Origin of the sequence: Kitasatospora sp. NPDC057940 (genome assembly GCF_042887425.1) — a bacterium.
Classification (GTDB): domain Bacteria; phylum Actinomycetota; class Actinomycetes; order Streptomycetales; family Streptomycetaceae; genus Kitasatospora.
The window spans coordinates 118433-132755 of sequence record NZ_JBHVPH010000024.1 but is presented as its reverse complement, the minus strand read 5'-3'; the positions used below and the strand labels follow the sequence as shown (position 1 = coordinate 132755).

Sequence of the window (14323 nt, the reverse complement as noted above, 5' to 3'; positions counted from 1 at the left end):
CTGATCTAACGTCCCGTCGAGGGGTGCGGGCGGGCGCGGCCCCCCGGGGCCGCCAAGGACGGGTAGGGACACCCGCGGGGGGGGCGGCCCGGAACCACCCCGACATCAAACCCGGGGTCACCCCCCCGCCCCCGGGGGGGCCGGGGGGGGGCCGGCGCCCCGGCCCACGACGGGCGTTCCTCGCGGTGCGCCGTGCGGTCAGACGGTCAGACGGCCTGCAAGTAGAACAGGTCCGGCCCGCTGTCCTGGATCATCTGGACGCCCGAGACGTCGCTGTGGCCCTGGGAGGCGACCCATTTGTCGGAGTTGAGGTTCTGGAGCGCGAAGCGGTCGGTGCCCGCAACCTTCGCCATCCGGAACGCCTGGTTCTCGGGGACGTCGTCGCCGCAGCCGACGGTGATGATCCAGGTGCCGCTCTCCTTGCCCCAGCGGTCGACCACCATGCACCAGTCGCGCCAGCCGTCGCGGAAGTAGACCAGGTCGCGGCCGTCGGAGGTGTGCTTGCGGCAGACCCGCCACCTCTGGTTGGCGTTCGAGTACTTGTCCCAGGCGTACTGGATGACCGCGCCGTGGTTCGCGGGGTCGAGGGACACGGTCAGCGGCAGTCCGGCGCCGGCGGTGTTGATCCGGTAGAGGCCGGCGCTGCAGGGGTACTCGCCCGCCGGGTCCCCGGCGAGGGCGGTGGCCGAGGCGGGGGCGGCCAGGGCGGCGGGGGAGGCGGTGAACAGCAGGGCGCCGGCGGCGGCGACCGTGCCGAGGGCGTTCAGCGGGCGGCGGGCGCGGGAGCGCGGACGGTGCGGGTGGGGCATCGTGGACTCGCTTTCGCAGCAGAGGGGTTGGGCCTTGTCCGGGACGGCCGGCATCAGCAGGCGAGTCGCGCCCGGGCGGCCGCGCGCAGGGTGCCGGCCGGCTCCGGGTAGGCGCAGGAGACGGTGCCCTGCTCCGGGACGTCGAAGGTGATGAAGGTGCCGGGGCCGTTCGGGCTGGTGTTGATCCAGTAGCCCGTGTTCCCGCTGCGGGCGCAGATGTAGCGGACCCACTCGCCGGTGACCTTCCGGGTGCCGCGGTAGAGGCCGTAGTAGCCGGGGCTGTTGAAGTTCACGGTGTCGGTGACGGTGGTGGTGCGGGTGGTCGCCTTGGTGCTGGCCACGGCGAATCCGACCTTGACGCTCACCTTGGCGAAGATCGCCTTGAATTCGGCGCTCACCTCGGTGCTGGTGTTGATCGTGGTGCTCACCGAGTCGACCTCGCTGAGGGTCTTGGTGTAACTGCCGGTGGTGCCGGGGGTGATCGCGACCGCGATGAAGTCGGTGACGGTCGGTTCGACCCGGGCGGAGGCGATGTCCTCCCACAGGTAGTCGCGGGCGGGGTCGCAGGTGGCGGTCGGTGGTGCGGTGTCGGCGTGTGCGGGCGCGGCGCCGAGGCCGAGCCCGGTCACCGCGACCAGTGCGGCGACTCCTGAGGTGAAGGCGGTGCGCCTGGTGCGCGAGCTCATGCGGGTGCTCCTCCGGTGGACGATGAAGGCACTGCGATCCACGTCATGTCATGTGCATGACGTGAATCCCCCGTGGGGAAATCTTCACGTTCGCGGTGGGGCTCCGGCCATCCCAGATTCCTGGGGGCGTGCGGCGGGGCGCGCGTCAGGGGTGCGGGGCGGGGGCTCTGGGCGGGGCGCGCGCCAGGCGCGCGCGGGGCCCCGGGTCAGCAGCGCCCCCCGCCGAGCATGATCCGCGCGATCAGCTCCTGCCGGCTGCCCACCCCGGTCTTGGTGAACACCGACTTCAGGTGGTCCTGCACCGTGTACGGCGTCATCGCGAGCAGCCGGGCCACGTCCCGGGTGTCGCTGCCGCGCACCAGCAGCAGCGCCACCTCCTGCTCGCGGGCGGTCAGTCCGTACGCGGCCAGGTAGAGCGGCATCACCTCGGCCGGCGAGGCGAGCGTCGCCACCACCGTCACCTCGTCCGCCGCCGCGTCGCCGCGCAGCGCCGACCCGTGCAGCAGGTACCAGCGGTCGTCCCGGGTGCGGACCCGTACCGGCGTCTGCGGCGCGGCCAGCCCGTGCGCCGCCCGGCGGGCGTGCTCGGCGGCCATCGCCACGGAGGTCGGGACACCGAGCGAGGTGGGGGTGGGGTCGGCCAGCCGGTCGAGCAGGTCCTCGGCCGGGCCGGACACCGCCCGCAGCCGGTTGCGCCGGTCGAGCAGCAGGACCGCCGGTCCCGCGTCCTCCTGGTCCGGCGCGCCGACCGGAATGTGGCACGCCCGCAGCGCGGTGCCCAGGTGGCGGGCGGCGGCGCCGGCGAGCTCGCGCTGGCGTCCCAGGTAGGGGCCGCGGTCCGGGGCCCGCATGAACGCCGCGCACCCCCACATCCCGCCCGTCGCGTCGAACACCGCCCGCAGCTCGTCCCCGAACCCGGCCGGCGCTATCTGCTCCCGGAACCGCACGCTCTCCTGCGGGCGCCCCTTGGTCGCCCGGCTCAGCGTCTCCGCCTGCGCCCCGCTGTGCCGGATCTTCGGGAAGGTCGCGAGGTCGTCCTCCCAGACCTCCAGCCTGACGGCGTTCTCGTACGCCGTCAGGCTGAGGTCCTCGCTCTGCACCGAGTTCACCAGACCGGTCGCCGGATCGGCCGTGTGCCAGCACACCGCGTCGAACTCCAGGACCGGGCGCAGCAGTTCGTCCGCCCGCCGGAACACCTCCGGCGCCGTCAATCCCTCCCCGGCGAGCTCCCGCATTCCCTCGATCGCCGACCGCGCCGCCACCCCACGAGCCCCACGTGATCCCATGGCGGGAAGCTAACACGCTGTTCGTACCCCCACCTACGCGCCGATCGGCGGGGTCCGCCTCCTCCTCGCGGTGGGCCGACGGCCCCCGGCGTCATCCTGACGTCCTGTCATGTCGGCCGGGGGCGGCGCGCGCCGGGGGCTCAGCCGGGCAGCGAGTCCATGAAGGAGCTGACCGAGAAGACGGCCTTGCCGGGCCCGGCCGGGCCGTAGCCGGGCGGGGAGGAGAGGCCGAACTCCTCCAGGGTGGCGCGGTAGGCCTGGAGCAGGCGGATGTGGTACTCCAGCGGGGCGCCCTGGGGGTTGGCCTTGCCGAGCGGGGTGGTGGGTTCGGGGCACCAGGTGGTGAAGCGGGGCACCACGCCGCGGGACATGAAGAAGCGCAGGCCCTCCCGGGTGGAGGCGATGGCCTCGTCGACGGTGGTGAAGCCGAAGGGCTGCGCCATCTCGACCCCGGCGACGAAGTTGGGGATCACGTTCTCCGGGCCGAACACCTCGGTGGAGTCGAGGATGCGCCGGTGCCACTCGTCGCGGCCGACGTAGCGCTCCTTGCCGGGGCAGTACAGCTCGAACAGGCGCTTGTCCCAGACCTCGAAGTTGGGGTGGTAGATCCGCACGCCGTAGTCGTGGAAGCGCTGGACGTCCTCGCGCGGCAGGGCCTGCGCGACGACCTTGCCGATCCAGCGCCCGGGGAAGCGCTCCTCGATGGCCTTGGCGTACTGGCCGTAGAAGTCGGCCTCGTCCCGGCCGCCGACCTGCGAGGTGATGGCGCCGCCGGTGAGGGTGTACGCCTGGGAGGCGCGGGCGGTGTCGTGGCGGTCGATGAGCTCCAGCGCCTCCAGCACCTCCTCGACCGGCTTGACCCCGGTGTAGGGGCGGCCCGCGGCCTTGTGCTGGCGCCAGTTGTGGTTGATGTCGCAGTACTGGCACTCCTCCTTGGCGCCGAAGTACTGGCAGACCCGGAAGACCGTCAGGTAGATCAGGTAGCCCCACTGGATGGTCGGGGCGACCTCCATCACCGACTTCCCGTTGACCAGGGTGTGCCGGTAGTAGTCCGGCATCGGGGGCAGGCCCACGTCGGCGATCCGCGCGCCGTCGAGGTACAGGCCGAGCGTGCCGTCCTCCCCGGCGCCGACCCGGTACGGCGAGTCCGGGTTGACGCGCACCGACACCACGGTGCGGCGCAGCCCGTACGGGCCGCCGGTGAGCACGACCTCCTCCGGCGGGCGGTTGAGCGCGGCCGCGCCGAGCTCCGGCAGGGTGCGGTGGTCGAAGGAGAAGATGAAGTACGACTTCGGCTTGACCTCGCCGCTCCCGTCGGCGCCGGTGCTGCCGCTGAGGGCGGACTCGTCGAAGGCCATGCCGCCGCGCAGCAGGTCCTCCTTGATCACGGCCTCCCGGGGCACGTCGGGGAAGCGCTCCATGAGGTCCTCGACCAGTGCGGTGCGGCTGCGGCCCTGGGTCTCCATGTGCTGGTACGTCCTTCCTGGCCCCGTTCCGTCACGGGGTCGTGGCCATTCTTCTCCCCCTTACGCCGGCGGGCGCGGCGGACCGATGCATGAGGAGGCGGCGTTTCAAACGCCATACGGGCCTACGTTCACCTGATCGGGTGTAGAAGATCGTCCGGAACGTTTCCGAACCGGTCCCCGCGCCTACGGTTGTGAACCGAGCGAGACGGGGGCGCGTTCGAAGAGCGCCCACGCCGTCGGCTCAGGTGACGAACCGTCACGTCCTGCGATCCTTCATCAGAGTCAGAGGAGGCTCCATGCCCCTGTGCACCAGAGCGGGGACACCCTTCGAGCGCACTGCCGCGGCGGCGGTGGGGTCATGAGCTCCTCGGCGATCGAGCGGATCCTGCGCGGGCCGAGCGGCCTGGGCACCGCGGGCCTGAACCTGGCACCGAGTCCCCCCGCCCCGAGCGCACCCGCACCCGCACCCGACACCCCCGCACCCGACACCCCCGTGCCCGGCGTCCCCGCGTCCGACAGCCCCGCGCCGGGTGGTGCCAAGCCGAAGCCCGGCGACGCCATCCCGGGCCTCTACCACCACCCGGTGGCCGAGCCCGACCCGGTGCGGGTGGAGGAGCTGAGCCTCAAGATCAAGGCCTGGGCGCTGGACGAGGTCGAGCTGTACCCGCCGGACTGGGAGAAGCAGTTCGACGGCTTCTCGACCGGCCGCTACATGGTGGCCTGCCACCCGGACGCGCCCAGCGTCGACCACCTGATGCTCGCCGCCCGCCTGATGGTCGCCGAGAACGCGGTCGACGACTGCTACTGCGAGGAGCACGGCGGCTCACCGGTCGGCCTCGGCGGGCGCCTGCTGCTGGCGCACACCGCGCTCGACCCGCTGCACACCACCCCGGAGTACCACCCGGAGTGGGAGGCCTCGCTGTACGAGGACGCGCCCCGCCGGGCGTACCGCTCCGCGATGGAGTACTTCACCCGGGCCTCCACGCCCTCCCAGGCGGACCGGTTCCGGCACGACATGGCCCGGCTGCACCTCGGGTACCTCGCCGAGGCGTCGTGGGCCGAGACCGAGCACGTCCCGCAGGTCTGGGAGTACCTGGCGATGCGGCAGTTCAACAACTTCCGCCCCTGCCCGACGATCACGGACAGCGTCGGCGGCTACGAGCTGCCGGCCGAACTGCACGCGCTACCCGCCATGCAGCGCGTGATCGCCCTGGCCGGCAACGCGACCACCATCGTCAACGACCTGTACTCGTACACCAAGGAGCTGTCCATCCCCGGACTGCACCTGAACCTGCCCGTGGTGATCGCCGAACGCGAGGACTGCTCGCACCGGGACGGCTACCTCAAGGCGGTCGAGGTCCACAACGACCTGATGCACGCCTTCGAGGCCGAGGCGGCCGCGCTGGCCGCGGCCTGCCCCGTCCCGACCCTCGTACGGTTCCTGCGCGGTGTGTCCGCGTGGGTCGACGGCAACCACTTCTGGCACCGGACCAACTCCTTCCGTTACACCCTGCCCGACTTCTGGTGACCACCGTTTCCGGCAGCCATCCCCTTCCGTTGATCACCCGCTAGGAGCTGACGCATGTCCCTGACCGACGACATCACCACCCCCGCCGACAACGCCGCCATCCCCGGGCCGGCGACTCCCTACCAGGGCGACATCGCACGCTACTGGGACCACGAGGCACGGCCGGTCAACCTTCGCCTCGGCGACGTGGACGGCCTCTACCACCACCACTACGGCATCGGCGACGTCGACCACGCCGCCATCGGCGACCCGGCCGACAGCGAGCGCGAGAAGAAGGTGATCACCGAGCTGCACCGCCTGGAGTCCGCGCAGGCCGAGCTGCTCCTCGACCACCTGGGCGCGGTTCCGGCCGACGCCACCCTGGTGGACGCGGGCTGCGGCCGCGGCGGCTCGATGGTGATGGCCCACCAGCGCTTCGGCTGCCGGGTCCAGGGCGTCACGCTCTCCGCCAAGCAGGCCGAGTTCGGCAACAACCGGGCCCGCGAGCTGGGCATCGGCGACTTCGTCCGCTCGCAGGTCTGCAACATGCTCGACATGCCGTTCGAGACCGGCCAGGTGGCGGGCTCGTGGAACAACGAGTCCAGCATGTACGTCGACCTGCACGACCTGTTCGCCGAGCACTCCCGGATCCTCGCCGTCGGCGGGCGGTACGTGACCGTCACCGGCTGCTGGAACCCCGCCTACGGGCAGCCGTCCAAGTGGGTCTCGCAGATCAACGCGCACTTCGAGTGCAACATCCACTCCCGCCGGGAGTACCTGCGGGCCATGGCCGACAACCGGCTGGTGCCGCAGGCCGTCATCGACCTGACCCCCGCCACCCTGCCCTACTGGGAGCTGCGCGCCACCTCCTCGCTGGTCACCGGCATCGAGGAGGCGTTCATCAACTCCTACAAGGACGGCTCCTTCCAGTACGTCCTGATCGCGGCCGACCGGGTCTGACCGGGGTCCGGCCGGGGTCCGGCCGGGTTCTGACCAGGCCTGACAGGTCTGACGGTCCGAGTGCGACGGTGGCCTCCCCGCGGGTGCGGGGAGGCCACCGTCCTTTCGGCTACCGCCGGGTGAAGGTGAGGTGGGTGACGCCGCTCGGGCTGGTCACCGCCTCGGTGCGGAAGCGCTGTTCCAGGCCTTCGAGCCCGTCCCAGAGCCGCTCGCCGCGGCCGAGGACGATCGGCACCACCACCACGTGCAGGTGGTCGATCAGGTCCGCCGCCAGGAAGGCCCGGACGGTGCTCGGGCCGCCGCCGATCCGGACGTCCTTCCCGCCGGCCGCCGCCTTGGCCTGGCGCAGTGCCTCCTCGGGCGTGGCGTCGAGGAAGTGGAAGGTCGTCCCGCCCGCCATCTCCAGCGCGGGGCGCGGGTGGTGGGTGAGGACGAAGACCGGGGTGCGGAACACCGGCTCCGGCCCCCACCAGCCCTTCCACTCGTGGTCCTGCCACGGGCCGCGCTGCGGGCCGAACTTGTTGCGCCCCATGATCTCCGCGCCGATGCCGTCGCTCCAGGTGCGGGCCATCGCGTCGTCGACGCCGGTGTCGACGCCGGTGTCGCCCGCCCGGCCGTGCATCTGCCGGAAGGTCCGGGTCTGGAAGAACCAGCCGTGCAGCCGGTCGCCGGCGTGGCCGAACGGCGAGTCGAGGCTCTGCCCCTCGCCCGTTCCGTAGCCGTCGAGCGAGATCGAGAAGTTGTGGACGCGGACCAGGGACACGGGAGTTCCTCCGGTGCTCGGTGCTCCGGCGCGGACCGGGCCGCGCCTGCTGGACGGCCCACGCTAACCCGGGCGGGAGCGGTACAGCCGTCACGCTATTGTCGTGTCTTCTTCACCCGAAGCTCGCCCTGGTGGGCGATGCTTCGTCCGACCGTCCGGGAGGGGCGGCCGGAGGCACATCCGCACCTGGGGGGACAGTACCTGTGACCGTACGCCGCACCGCCGCCGCCATCCTGGCGGCCGGCCTGCTCGCCGCCGCCGCGGCCCTGGTTCCGACGACCGCCGACGCGGCGCAGGACGCGGCCGCGAGCGGCCCGGCGGACCTGCCGTTCGGCTCGGCCACCACCGTCGGCCTGCACAACACCTACGACCCGGCCGCCTACCCGTACCTCGCCCAGGGGCTCGACACCGGCACCGGGATGATCGAGCTGGACATCTGGACGGACGTCGTCACCAAGGAGTGGAAGGTCAGCCACTCCAACCCGCTCGGCAACTCCAACAACTGCACCGCCGCCAGCACCCCGGCGCAGCTCTACAGCGGCGGCGCCAACAAGAACCTGGAGAACTGCCTCGACGACGTCCGGGTCTGGCTCGGCGCCCACCCCGGCGCCGGCCCGCTGGTGGTCAAGCTGGAGCTGAAGGCGGGCTTCTCCGCCAACCTCGGCATGGGGCCGAAGGAACTGGACGCGCTGATCGCCGCCCACCTGGGTTCGGCCGTGCTGCGCCCCGCCGACCTGCTCGCCAAGCCGGGCGGCGGCTCGTACGCCGGCGTCGACGAGGCGGTGCGGGCCGGCAACTGGCCGAGCCGCGCGGCGCTGGCCGGAAAGGTCCTGCTGTACGCGATCCCGGGGACGGTCGAGGAGAGCAACCCCTTCGACACCCTGCACACCGACGTCGAGTACGGCCGCCACCTGCGCGACCTCGCCGCCGCCGGCCGGATCGGCGACGCCCAGCTGTTCCCCGCCGTGCACGGCGCCAAGACCGGCGACCCGCGGGCCGCGTACACGGGCGCGGACGCCGGGATCCGGCCCTGGTTCGTGGTCTTCGACGGCGACGCCGCCACGTACCTCAACGGCGTCGACACCGCGTGGTACGACCGCTCGCACTACCTGCTGGTCATGACGGACGCGCACAACGTGGCGCCCGCCATCAGTGCCACCGACCCGACGGCGGACCAGGCCCGCGCCCGCACCGAGCAGCTGGCCCGGGCGCACGCCAGCATCGTCTCCAGCGACTGGCGCAAGCTGCCGGCCGTCCAGTCCCTGGCCCTGCCCCGGGGCTGACGCCGGGACGCCGGACGCGCCACCGGGGCGGTGAACGCCCCGGTGGCGCAGTCGTGTCCGGCCTCGGCTCGGCTCGGCTCGGCTCGGCTCGGCTTCGCGCGGGGCGGGCCCGGCCGACTGCTGTCCAGGTCAAGTCCGTTGCGGGTACGTCGAGTTGACCAGAGATGAAGAGTTGGATCAGGGCTTTCGGCGGGCCGGGCCGGTCGCCATGCTGGTTGTCATGACCCGAACTCTACGCGCGTGGAAGTCTCGCGCCGCCGCCGTCACCACCGTCGCCCTGATGACCCTCGCGCCCGTCGCGGTCGCCACCGAGGCGCACGCCGCGGTGAGCGGCTCGGTGTGCCTGTCCGCCCTGCCGTCGCAGGCACGCACCACGCTCAACCTGATCGCCTCCGGCGGGCCGTTCCCGTACAGCCAGGACGGCGTGGTGTTCCAGAACAAGGAGCACGTGCTGCCGAGCCAGTCCTCCGGCTACTACCACGAGTACACCGTGGTGACGCCCGGCTCGCCGACCCGTGGCACCCGCCGGATCGTCACCGGCCAGCGCACCCGCGAGGACTACTACACCGGCGACCACTATGTGACCTTCCGTCTGATCAACTTCGGCTGCTGACCGGCTCTTCACGCTCCCGGGCTCCCGGCGCCCCCGGCGCAACAGGGGGCCCGGGAGCGCCGCGAGGCCGCACACGGTAGCGTCGCGGCACTGTCCGAGGAGCCCCGCGAGGGCTCCGTCCCCTGGAGGTCTCCGTGCCGCAGATCCTGGTCGACCACTCCGCCGGCCTCGACCTCGACGAGGTGGGCTTCGCCGAGGAGGTCCACCGGCTGATCGCCGAGGTGATCGACACCACCGTGGCGGACTGCAAGACGCTGTTCCGCCCGGCCGGGCGCCACCTGGTCGGCGACGGAACGGGCGGGCGCGCGGTCGTGTTGGTGGAGGTCAAGATCCTGGCCGGCCGCAGCACCGCGCAGCGCGCCGAGCTGACGGCCCGGGTGCTCGCCGCGCTGGAGGCCCGCCTCGCCGTGCCCGCCGCGATCGGCGTGGAGGTCACCGAACTGGACCGCGAGACCTACCGCTTCGTCCACCACCCCGGCCGGTAGCACCGGGCCGCTAGGGGTGGTGGACCTCGCCGCGTCCGATACCGCGCCACCCCGATCGGTGCCATGCTGAGGCCATGACAGATCGGACCGGAACCACCCCGCCGCGCGAGGAGCCGCAAGCAGGCCGGCGGCGACGGGAGTTGGCCGCCGCCACGGTGGGCTCGGTGGTCGAGTCCTTCGACTGGAACATCTACGCCGTCCTCGCCCCGTACTTCGCGGCGGACCTCTTCGGGCACGGCAAGGGCGGGGTCAGCGGCCTGCTCGGGGCGTACGCGACCTTCGCGGTCGGGTTCGTCGCCCGGCCGGTCGGCTCCTACCTGATCGGGCGGCTCAGCGACACCCGGGGGCGGCGCTTCGCCCTGACCCTCGGCATGTCCGTGATCGCCGCCGCCAGCCTCGGCATCGCCGTGCTGCCGGACCAGCGGACGATCGGCGCCTGGGCGGCGGTCCTGGCCGTCGCCGCGCGGGTGGTGCAGGGGCTGGCCTTCGGCGGGGAGGCGCCCAGCGTCGCCGCGTACGTGACCGAGACGGCCCCGCCCCGGCACCGCTTCGCGTTCAGCTCGGTCTCCTACGGCGGGATCATCGTCGGCTCGCTGCTCTCCTACGGGGTGCTCGCGCTGCTGCTGCACACCCTCGGCAAGTCCGGTGTGACCAACGGCGGTTGGCGCTGGGCCTTCGTGGTCGCGGCGCTGCTCGGGCTGGCCGCCGTCTGGGTGCGCCGGGCGGCCCCGGAGAGCGCGGAGTTCCGCCGCGCCCGGGCGGAGTCGACGGGCGCCCGCCCGCCGTTCCTGCGGGTGCTGCGCGAGCACCGCTGGGCGGTGCTCACCGTCTTCCTCAACACCCTGGGCGGGACGGTCGGTTACTACTTCGCCCTGGTCTACCTGCCGCAGTACGCCGCCGCCTACGGGGTGGTCGACCGGGAGCAGGCGACCTCCTTCATGACCGTGGTGCTCGCGGTGGTGCTGGTCACCATGCTGCTCAGCGGCGCCGCCGCCGACCGCTTCGGCCTGCTGCCGGTGGCCCGGGCCGGGTTCGCGCTGCCGGTGCTGCTGGTCCCGGTGCTGCTGATCGGGCTGCGGCAGGGCTGGCTGCCGTTCCAGCTCGTCGCCGTGCTGCTGGGGATGCTGGTGGCGACGGTGCTCGGGACGCTCAACGTCTTCACCGGCCTGCTGTTCCCGACGGAGGTCCGCGCCCTCGGTCTGGGCGTGGTCAACGCGGCCACCATCGCCGTGTTCGGCGGCTCCTTCCCGCTGCTCGCCGAGTGGCTGCACGACCACCACCGCCTCGGCCTGATCCCCGGCTACGTCACCCTCTGCACGCTGGGCCCGGCGCTCGGCCTCGTCACCGCGATGCGGGTGCCGTCCTTCGCCGCCGCCGTGGGCGCTCCGGCCGTCAGGGCGCGCAGCGGTCGGGTACCGTCCCAAAGTGGCTGACGTTCGATCATGTCCTGTGGTTGAGTGGGACGGGAACGAACGTGCGGAAGGGCAAGACATGGAGAACAGCGGTCCGGACGGCTGGCTGACCGGGGTCCGGTTCGAGGAGGCGCCGCAGGTGGACCTGCGCACCGACCGCGCGCACCCGGCCCGGGTCTACGACTACCTGCTCGGCGGCAAGACCAACTTCCCGGTGGACCGCGAGGTCGGCGACCGCATCCTCGGGGAGTGGCCCGGCTCGCGCACCGCCACCCTCGCGGCCCGCGCGGTGATGCACCGGATGGTCCGCCGACTGGTCGAGGTGCACGGCGTCCGCCAGTTCCTGGACGTCGGCACCGGCATCCCCACCACGCCCAACCTGCACGAGGTCGTCCAGGCCGTCGACCCGTCCTGCCGGGTGGTGTACGTCGACAACGACCCGATCGTGCTCGCCCACTCGCGCGCGCTGCTCACCAGCACCCCCGAGGGCCGCACCGCCTACGTCGAGGGCGACCTGCGCGAGCCGGGGAGGTTCCTCGCCGATCCCGCGGTGGCCGCCACCCTGGACCTCGACCGGCCGATCGCGCTGACGCTGATCAACATCGTGCACTTCCTCTCCGACGAGGCCGCGCACCCGCCGGTCCGCAAGCTGGTCGACGCCCTGCCCTCCGGCAGCTTCCTCGCGCTGACCGCCGGCACCGCCGACTCGATTCCCGACCTGGTCGCGATCGGCTCCCGCCGCTACTCGGAGGCCGGCATCGAGAACCACCTGCGCCCCCGCGCGGGCGTCGAGCGCTTCTTCACCGGGCTGGAACTGGACGAGCCGGGCGTGGTGCTGATCAACCGCTGGCACCCGGAGCTGGACGAGGGCCCGGTGCTCGGCGACGACGAGGTGGCGGCCTACGCGGGGCTGGGCCGCAAGCCGTAACGTCTTCTCCGCTCTACGGCGCCATGGTGAGCCCCGCCGCGCCCGCGCCCCGGCTGAGCACCGCCGAGCGGATGTGCTCCAGGGCGCGGGCGTAGTCGGCGCGGCCGGGGTTGCGGCGGACGGCCTCGCGCAGGTCGAGCACCCGGTAGGGCGGCCCGAGGTCGGTGATCTGCGGGACGAACTCGGCGCGGCTCACCGTCCAGCGCAGCCCCGGAGCGGCGGGCGGGCTGACGGTGAAACGGGCGAGGGAGCTCCAGTTGCCGCGCGGGTCCTCGGCGCCGTCGTAGGTGAACATGTGCCCGGCGAGCTGGTCGCCGAGGCCGTAGACCGTCCAGGTGTCGCCGATCTTCTCGTAGGCCTGCGGGATGTGGGCGTGGGTGCCGAGGACCAGGTCGATGTCGGGCTGTCCGGGAGCCGGTTCGACGGCCAGCTCGCGGGCGAGGGTGAGCTGTTGCTCGTCCGGCGCGTCCTGCCACTCGGTGCCCCAGTGGACGCTGACCACCACGAGGTCCGCGCCGTCCGCCCGGGCGGCGCGCGCGTCGGCGAGGATCCGGTCCCGGTCGAGCAGGTTGACCGCCCAGGGCCGGCCCTCGGGCAGCGGGATGTCATTGGTCCCGTAGGTGTAGGCGAGGTGGGCGACGGTGGCGCCGCCGGCCCGGAGCAGGGCGGGCCGGCCTGCCTCGTCGGCCGTCCGGGCGGAGCCGGTGTGGGCGAGGCCGACGGCGTCCATGGCGTCGAGGGTGCGCCGGATTCCGGCGGGGCCGTCGTCGAGGGTGTGGTTGGAGGCGGTGTCGCAGGAGGTGTAGCCCGCGTCCTTGAGGGCCCGGGCGACCTGCGGCGGGGACTTGAAGGTCGGGTAGCCGGTGTACGGTCCGCCGTCGGCGCCGTAGACCGTCTCCATGTGGCAGATGGCCAGGTCGGCGCCGCTGACCAGGGGTTTGACGCCGGCGAGCATGGCGGTGAAGTCGTAGCCGCTCCCGCCGGAGTCCTCCTCGGCCTGCTGGATGATCTCGGTGTGCGGCAGGACGTCCCCGGTGGCGACCAGGGTGAACGGTCGCGGCCCGGTCGCGGTGGGCGCCGTCGTGGCGGGGGGCGGCGGGGCGGTGTCCGGGGCGCCGCAGCCCGGGAGGGCGAGGAACAGGGCGAGGGCCGCGGTGGCGGTCCGGCGGTGGGGCAGCAGCATCGTCGGCTCGTCTCACGATCGGAAGGTGTGACTGGCCATCCGACTATGCGAGGCCCCGTCGACGGACCGCCGGACCCACGCCCGCAGGTCACCCGGGAGGCGCGTCACCCCCTGTACGCGGACACTCCGAGTGTGGTGACATATCCATGTCAACTTCGGGGCCGCGCTCGAAGTGTCAAGGCGCTCGAAGCGTCATGGCGCTCGGAACGCCACCGCGCTCGAAGCGCCACCGCGCCGGCCCCGGCTCCGTGGACGATCGAAGGGGAAGCCCATGCTGCTCCGTGTACTGGCCACGACCGGAATCGCCGCCACCCTGTTCGCCTCGCCGACCCTCGGCACCGGCGCGCTCCCGACGCCGCCGGATCGGATCGTCATCGATGTCGCGACCGTCAACGGCTCCGGCTGCCCGGCGGGGACGGCCGCCGTGGCCGTCTCCCCGGACAACACCGCCTTCACCGTGACCTACAGCAGCTACCTCGCCCAGGTGGGGGTCGGCTCGAAGCCGACCGACTTCCGGAAGAACTGTCAGCTCAACCTGCGGGTGCACGTCCCGCAGGGCTTCACCTACGCGATCGCCTCCGCCGACTACCGCGGCTTCGCCCACCTGGAGAAGGGGGCGACCGGCACCCAGCAGGCCAGCTACTACTTCCAGGGCGACCCGGCGACCGGCCAGCTGAGCCACCACTTCAACGGCCCCAAGGACGACAACTGGCAGGCGACCGACACCGTAGACGTCGCCGCCCTGGTCTTCGCCCCCTGTGGCGAGGAGCGCAACTTCAACATCAACACCGAACTGCGGGTCGGCGCCGGCAGCTCGGACCCGAACAGCACCACCAGCTTCATGACCATGGACTCGACGGACGGCAGCATCAACACCGTCTACCACCTCGCCTGGAAGCAGTGCCCCTGATCCCCGGCGCTTGATCCCCGGCGCTTGACCCC

General features: G+C 72.6%; 14 protein-coding genes. 8 read left to right on the top strand and 6 right to left on the bottom strand.

The genetic code is table 11. The features are described 5' to 3' along the window. Positions 1–206: 206 nt before the first annotated feature. The 4 genes from ACFVTF_RS29470 to ACFVTF_RS29455 all read right to left on the bottom strand — a co-directional run bounded on the left by ACFVTF_RS29470 (position 207) and on the right by ACFVTF_RS29455 (position 4247). The gene (locus ACFVTF_RS29470) at positions 207–809 is read right to left on the bottom strand and encodes an RICIN domain-containing protein (RefSeq protein ID WP_387817421.1); all 603 of its coding nucleotides are present in this window, start codon (positions 807–809) and stop codon (positions 207–209) included. Positions 810–862: 53 nt separating this feature from the next. Beyond that, entirely contained in the window at positions 863–1495 is a 633-nt protein-coding gene (locus tag ACFVTF_RS29465) for a hypothetical protein (RefSeq protein ID WP_387817420.1), read from the bottom strand. Between the two features lie 206 nt (positions 1496–1701). Continuing rightward, entirely contained in the window at positions 1702–2781 is a 1080-nt protein-coding gene (locus ACFVTF_RS29460; protein ID WP_387817419.1) for a helix-turn-helix transcriptional regulator, read from the bottom strand. A 140-nt stretch (positions 2782–2921) separates the two neighbouring features. Then, entirely contained in the window at positions 2922–4247 is a 1326-nt protein-coding gene (locus tag ACFVTF_RS29455) for a radical SAM protein (protein ID WP_387817418.1), read from the bottom strand. Between the two features lie 304 nt (positions 4248–4551). On the opposite strand from ACFVTF_RS29455, the gene ACFVTF_RS29450 reads away from it, so the two are divergent. Together ACFVTF_RS29450 and ACFVTF_RS29445 are read left to right on the top strand one after the other, a co-directional pair. Beyond that, positions 4552–5775: a family 2 encapsulin nanocompartment cargo protein terpene cyclase gene (locus tag ACFVTF_RS29450; RefSeq protein WP_387817417.1), complete on the top strand. Its 1224-nt coding sequence runs from the start codon at positions 4552–4554 to the stop codon at positions 5773–5775. Positions 5776–5829: 54 nt separating this feature from the next. Beyond that, positions 5830–6714 (top strand): geranyl diphosphate 2-C-methyltransferase, encoded by an 885-nt coding sequence (locus ACFVTF_RS29445; protein WP_387817416.1) that lies wholly within the window; start codon positions 5830–5832, stop codon positions 6712–6714. A gap of 109 nt (positions 6715–6823) precedes the next feature. Here the strand turns inward: ACFVTF_RS29445 and ACFVTF_RS29440 are convergent, their stop codons facing one another. After that, positions 6824–7477 carry a dihydrofolate reductase family protein gene (locus ACFVTF_RS29440; protein ID WP_387817415.1) on the bottom strand — a complete coding sequence of 218 codons (654 nt, stop codon included), beginning with the start codon at positions 7475–7477 and terminating at the stop codon, positions 6824–6826. 203 nt (positions 7478–7680) lie between these two features. On the opposite strand from ACFVTF_RS29440, the gene ACFVTF_RS29435 reads away from it, so the two are divergent. From ACFVTF_RS29435 to ACFVTF_RS29415, 5 genes are all read left to right on the top strand, one after another. Then, entirely contained in the window at positions 7681–8760 is a 1080-nt protein-coding gene (locus ACFVTF_RS29435; RefSeq protein WP_371515493.1) for a phosphatidylinositol-specific phospholipase C domain-containing protein, read from the top strand. Positions 8761–9040: 280 nt separating this feature from the next. After that, the gene (locus tag ACFVTF_RS29430; RefSeq protein WP_387817430.1) at positions 9041–9373 is read left to right on the top strand and encodes a ribonuclease domain-containing protein; all 333 of its coding nucleotides are present in this window, start codon (positions 9041–9043) and stop codon (positions 9371–9373) included. Between the two features lie 134 nt (positions 9374–9507). After that, complete coding sequence (locus ACFVTF_RS29425) at positions 9508–9858, top strand: 5-carboxymethyl-2-hydroxymuconate Delta-isomerase (protein ID WP_371515492.1); 351 nt, start codon at positions 9508–9510, stop codon at positions 9856–9858. Between the two features lie 74 nt (positions 9859–9932). Further along, complete coding sequence (locus ACFVTF_RS29420) at positions 9933–11291, top strand: MFS transporter (protein WP_387817414.1); 1359 nt, start codon at positions 9933–9935, stop codon at positions 11289–11291. 58 nt (positions 11292–11349) lie between these two features. Further along, positions 11350–12198 (top strand): SAM-dependent methyltransferase, encoded by an 849-nt coding sequence (locus ACFVTF_RS29415; protein ID WP_387817413.1) that lies wholly within the window; start codon positions 11350–11352, stop codon positions 12196–12198. Positions 12199–12211: 13 nt separating this feature from the next. Here the strand turns inward: ACFVTF_RS29415 and ACFVTF_RS29410 are convergent, their stop codons facing one another. Continuing rightward, positions 12212–13381 carry a CapA family protein gene (locus tag ACFVTF_RS29410; RefSeq protein WP_387817412.1) on the bottom strand — a complete coding sequence of 390 codons (1170 nt, stop codon included), beginning with the start codon at positions 13379–13381 and terminating at the stop codon, positions 12212–12214. A 271-nt stretch (positions 13382–13652) separates the two neighbouring features. Here ACFVTF_RS29410 and ACFVTF_RS29405 point away from each other — a divergent pair, with 271 nt between their 5' ends. Further along, positions 13653–14291 (top strand): DUF4360 domain-containing protein, encoded by a 639-nt coding sequence (locus tag ACFVTF_RS29405; RefSeq protein ID WP_371515488.1) that lies wholly within the window; start codon positions 13653–13655, stop codon positions 14289–14291. Positions 14292–14323: the final 32 nt, after the last annotated feature.

Coding starts and splice junctions, on each gene's coding strand:
- ACFVTF_RS29470 (WP_387817421.1), bottom strand. CDS start 809: ATGCCCCACCCGCACCGTCCGCGCTCCCGCGCCCGCCGCCCGCTGAAC.
- ACFVTF_RS29465 (WP_387817420.1), bottom strand. CDS start 1,495: ATGAGCTCGCGCACCAGGCGCACCGCCTTCACCTCAGGAGTCGCCGCA.
- ACFVTF_RS29460 (WP_387817419.1), bottom strand. CDS start 2,781: ATGGGATCACGTGGGGCTCGTGGGGTGGCGGCGCGGTCGGCGATCGAG.
- ACFVTF_RS29455 (WP_387817418.1), bottom strand. CDS start 4,247: ATGGAGACCCAGGGCCGCAGCCGCACCGCACTGGTCGAGGACCTCATG.
- ACFVTF_RS29445 (WP_387817416.1), top strand. CDS start 5,830: ATGTCCCTGACCGACGACATCACCACCCCCGCCGACAACGCCGCCATC.
- ACFVTF_RS29430 (WP_387817430.1), top strand. CDS start 9,041: ATGACCCTCGCGCCCGTCGCGGTCGCCACCGAGGCGCACGCCGCGGTG.
- ACFVTF_RS29420 (WP_387817414.1), top strand. CDS start 9,933: ATGACAGATCGGACCGGAACCACCCCGCCGCGCGAGGAGCCGCAAGCA.
- ACFVTF_RS29415 (WP_387817413.1), top strand. CDS start 11,350: ATGGAGAACAGCGGTCCGGACGGCTGGCTGACCGGGGTCCGGTTCGAG.
- ACFVTF_RS29410 (WP_387817412.1), bottom strand. CDS start 13,381: ATGCTGCTGCCCCACCGCCGGACCGCCACCGCGGCCCTCGCCCTGTTC.
- ACFVTF_RS29405 (WP_371515488.1), top strand. CDS start 13,653: ATGCTGCTCCGTGTACTGGCCACGACCGGAATCGCCGCCACCCTGTTC.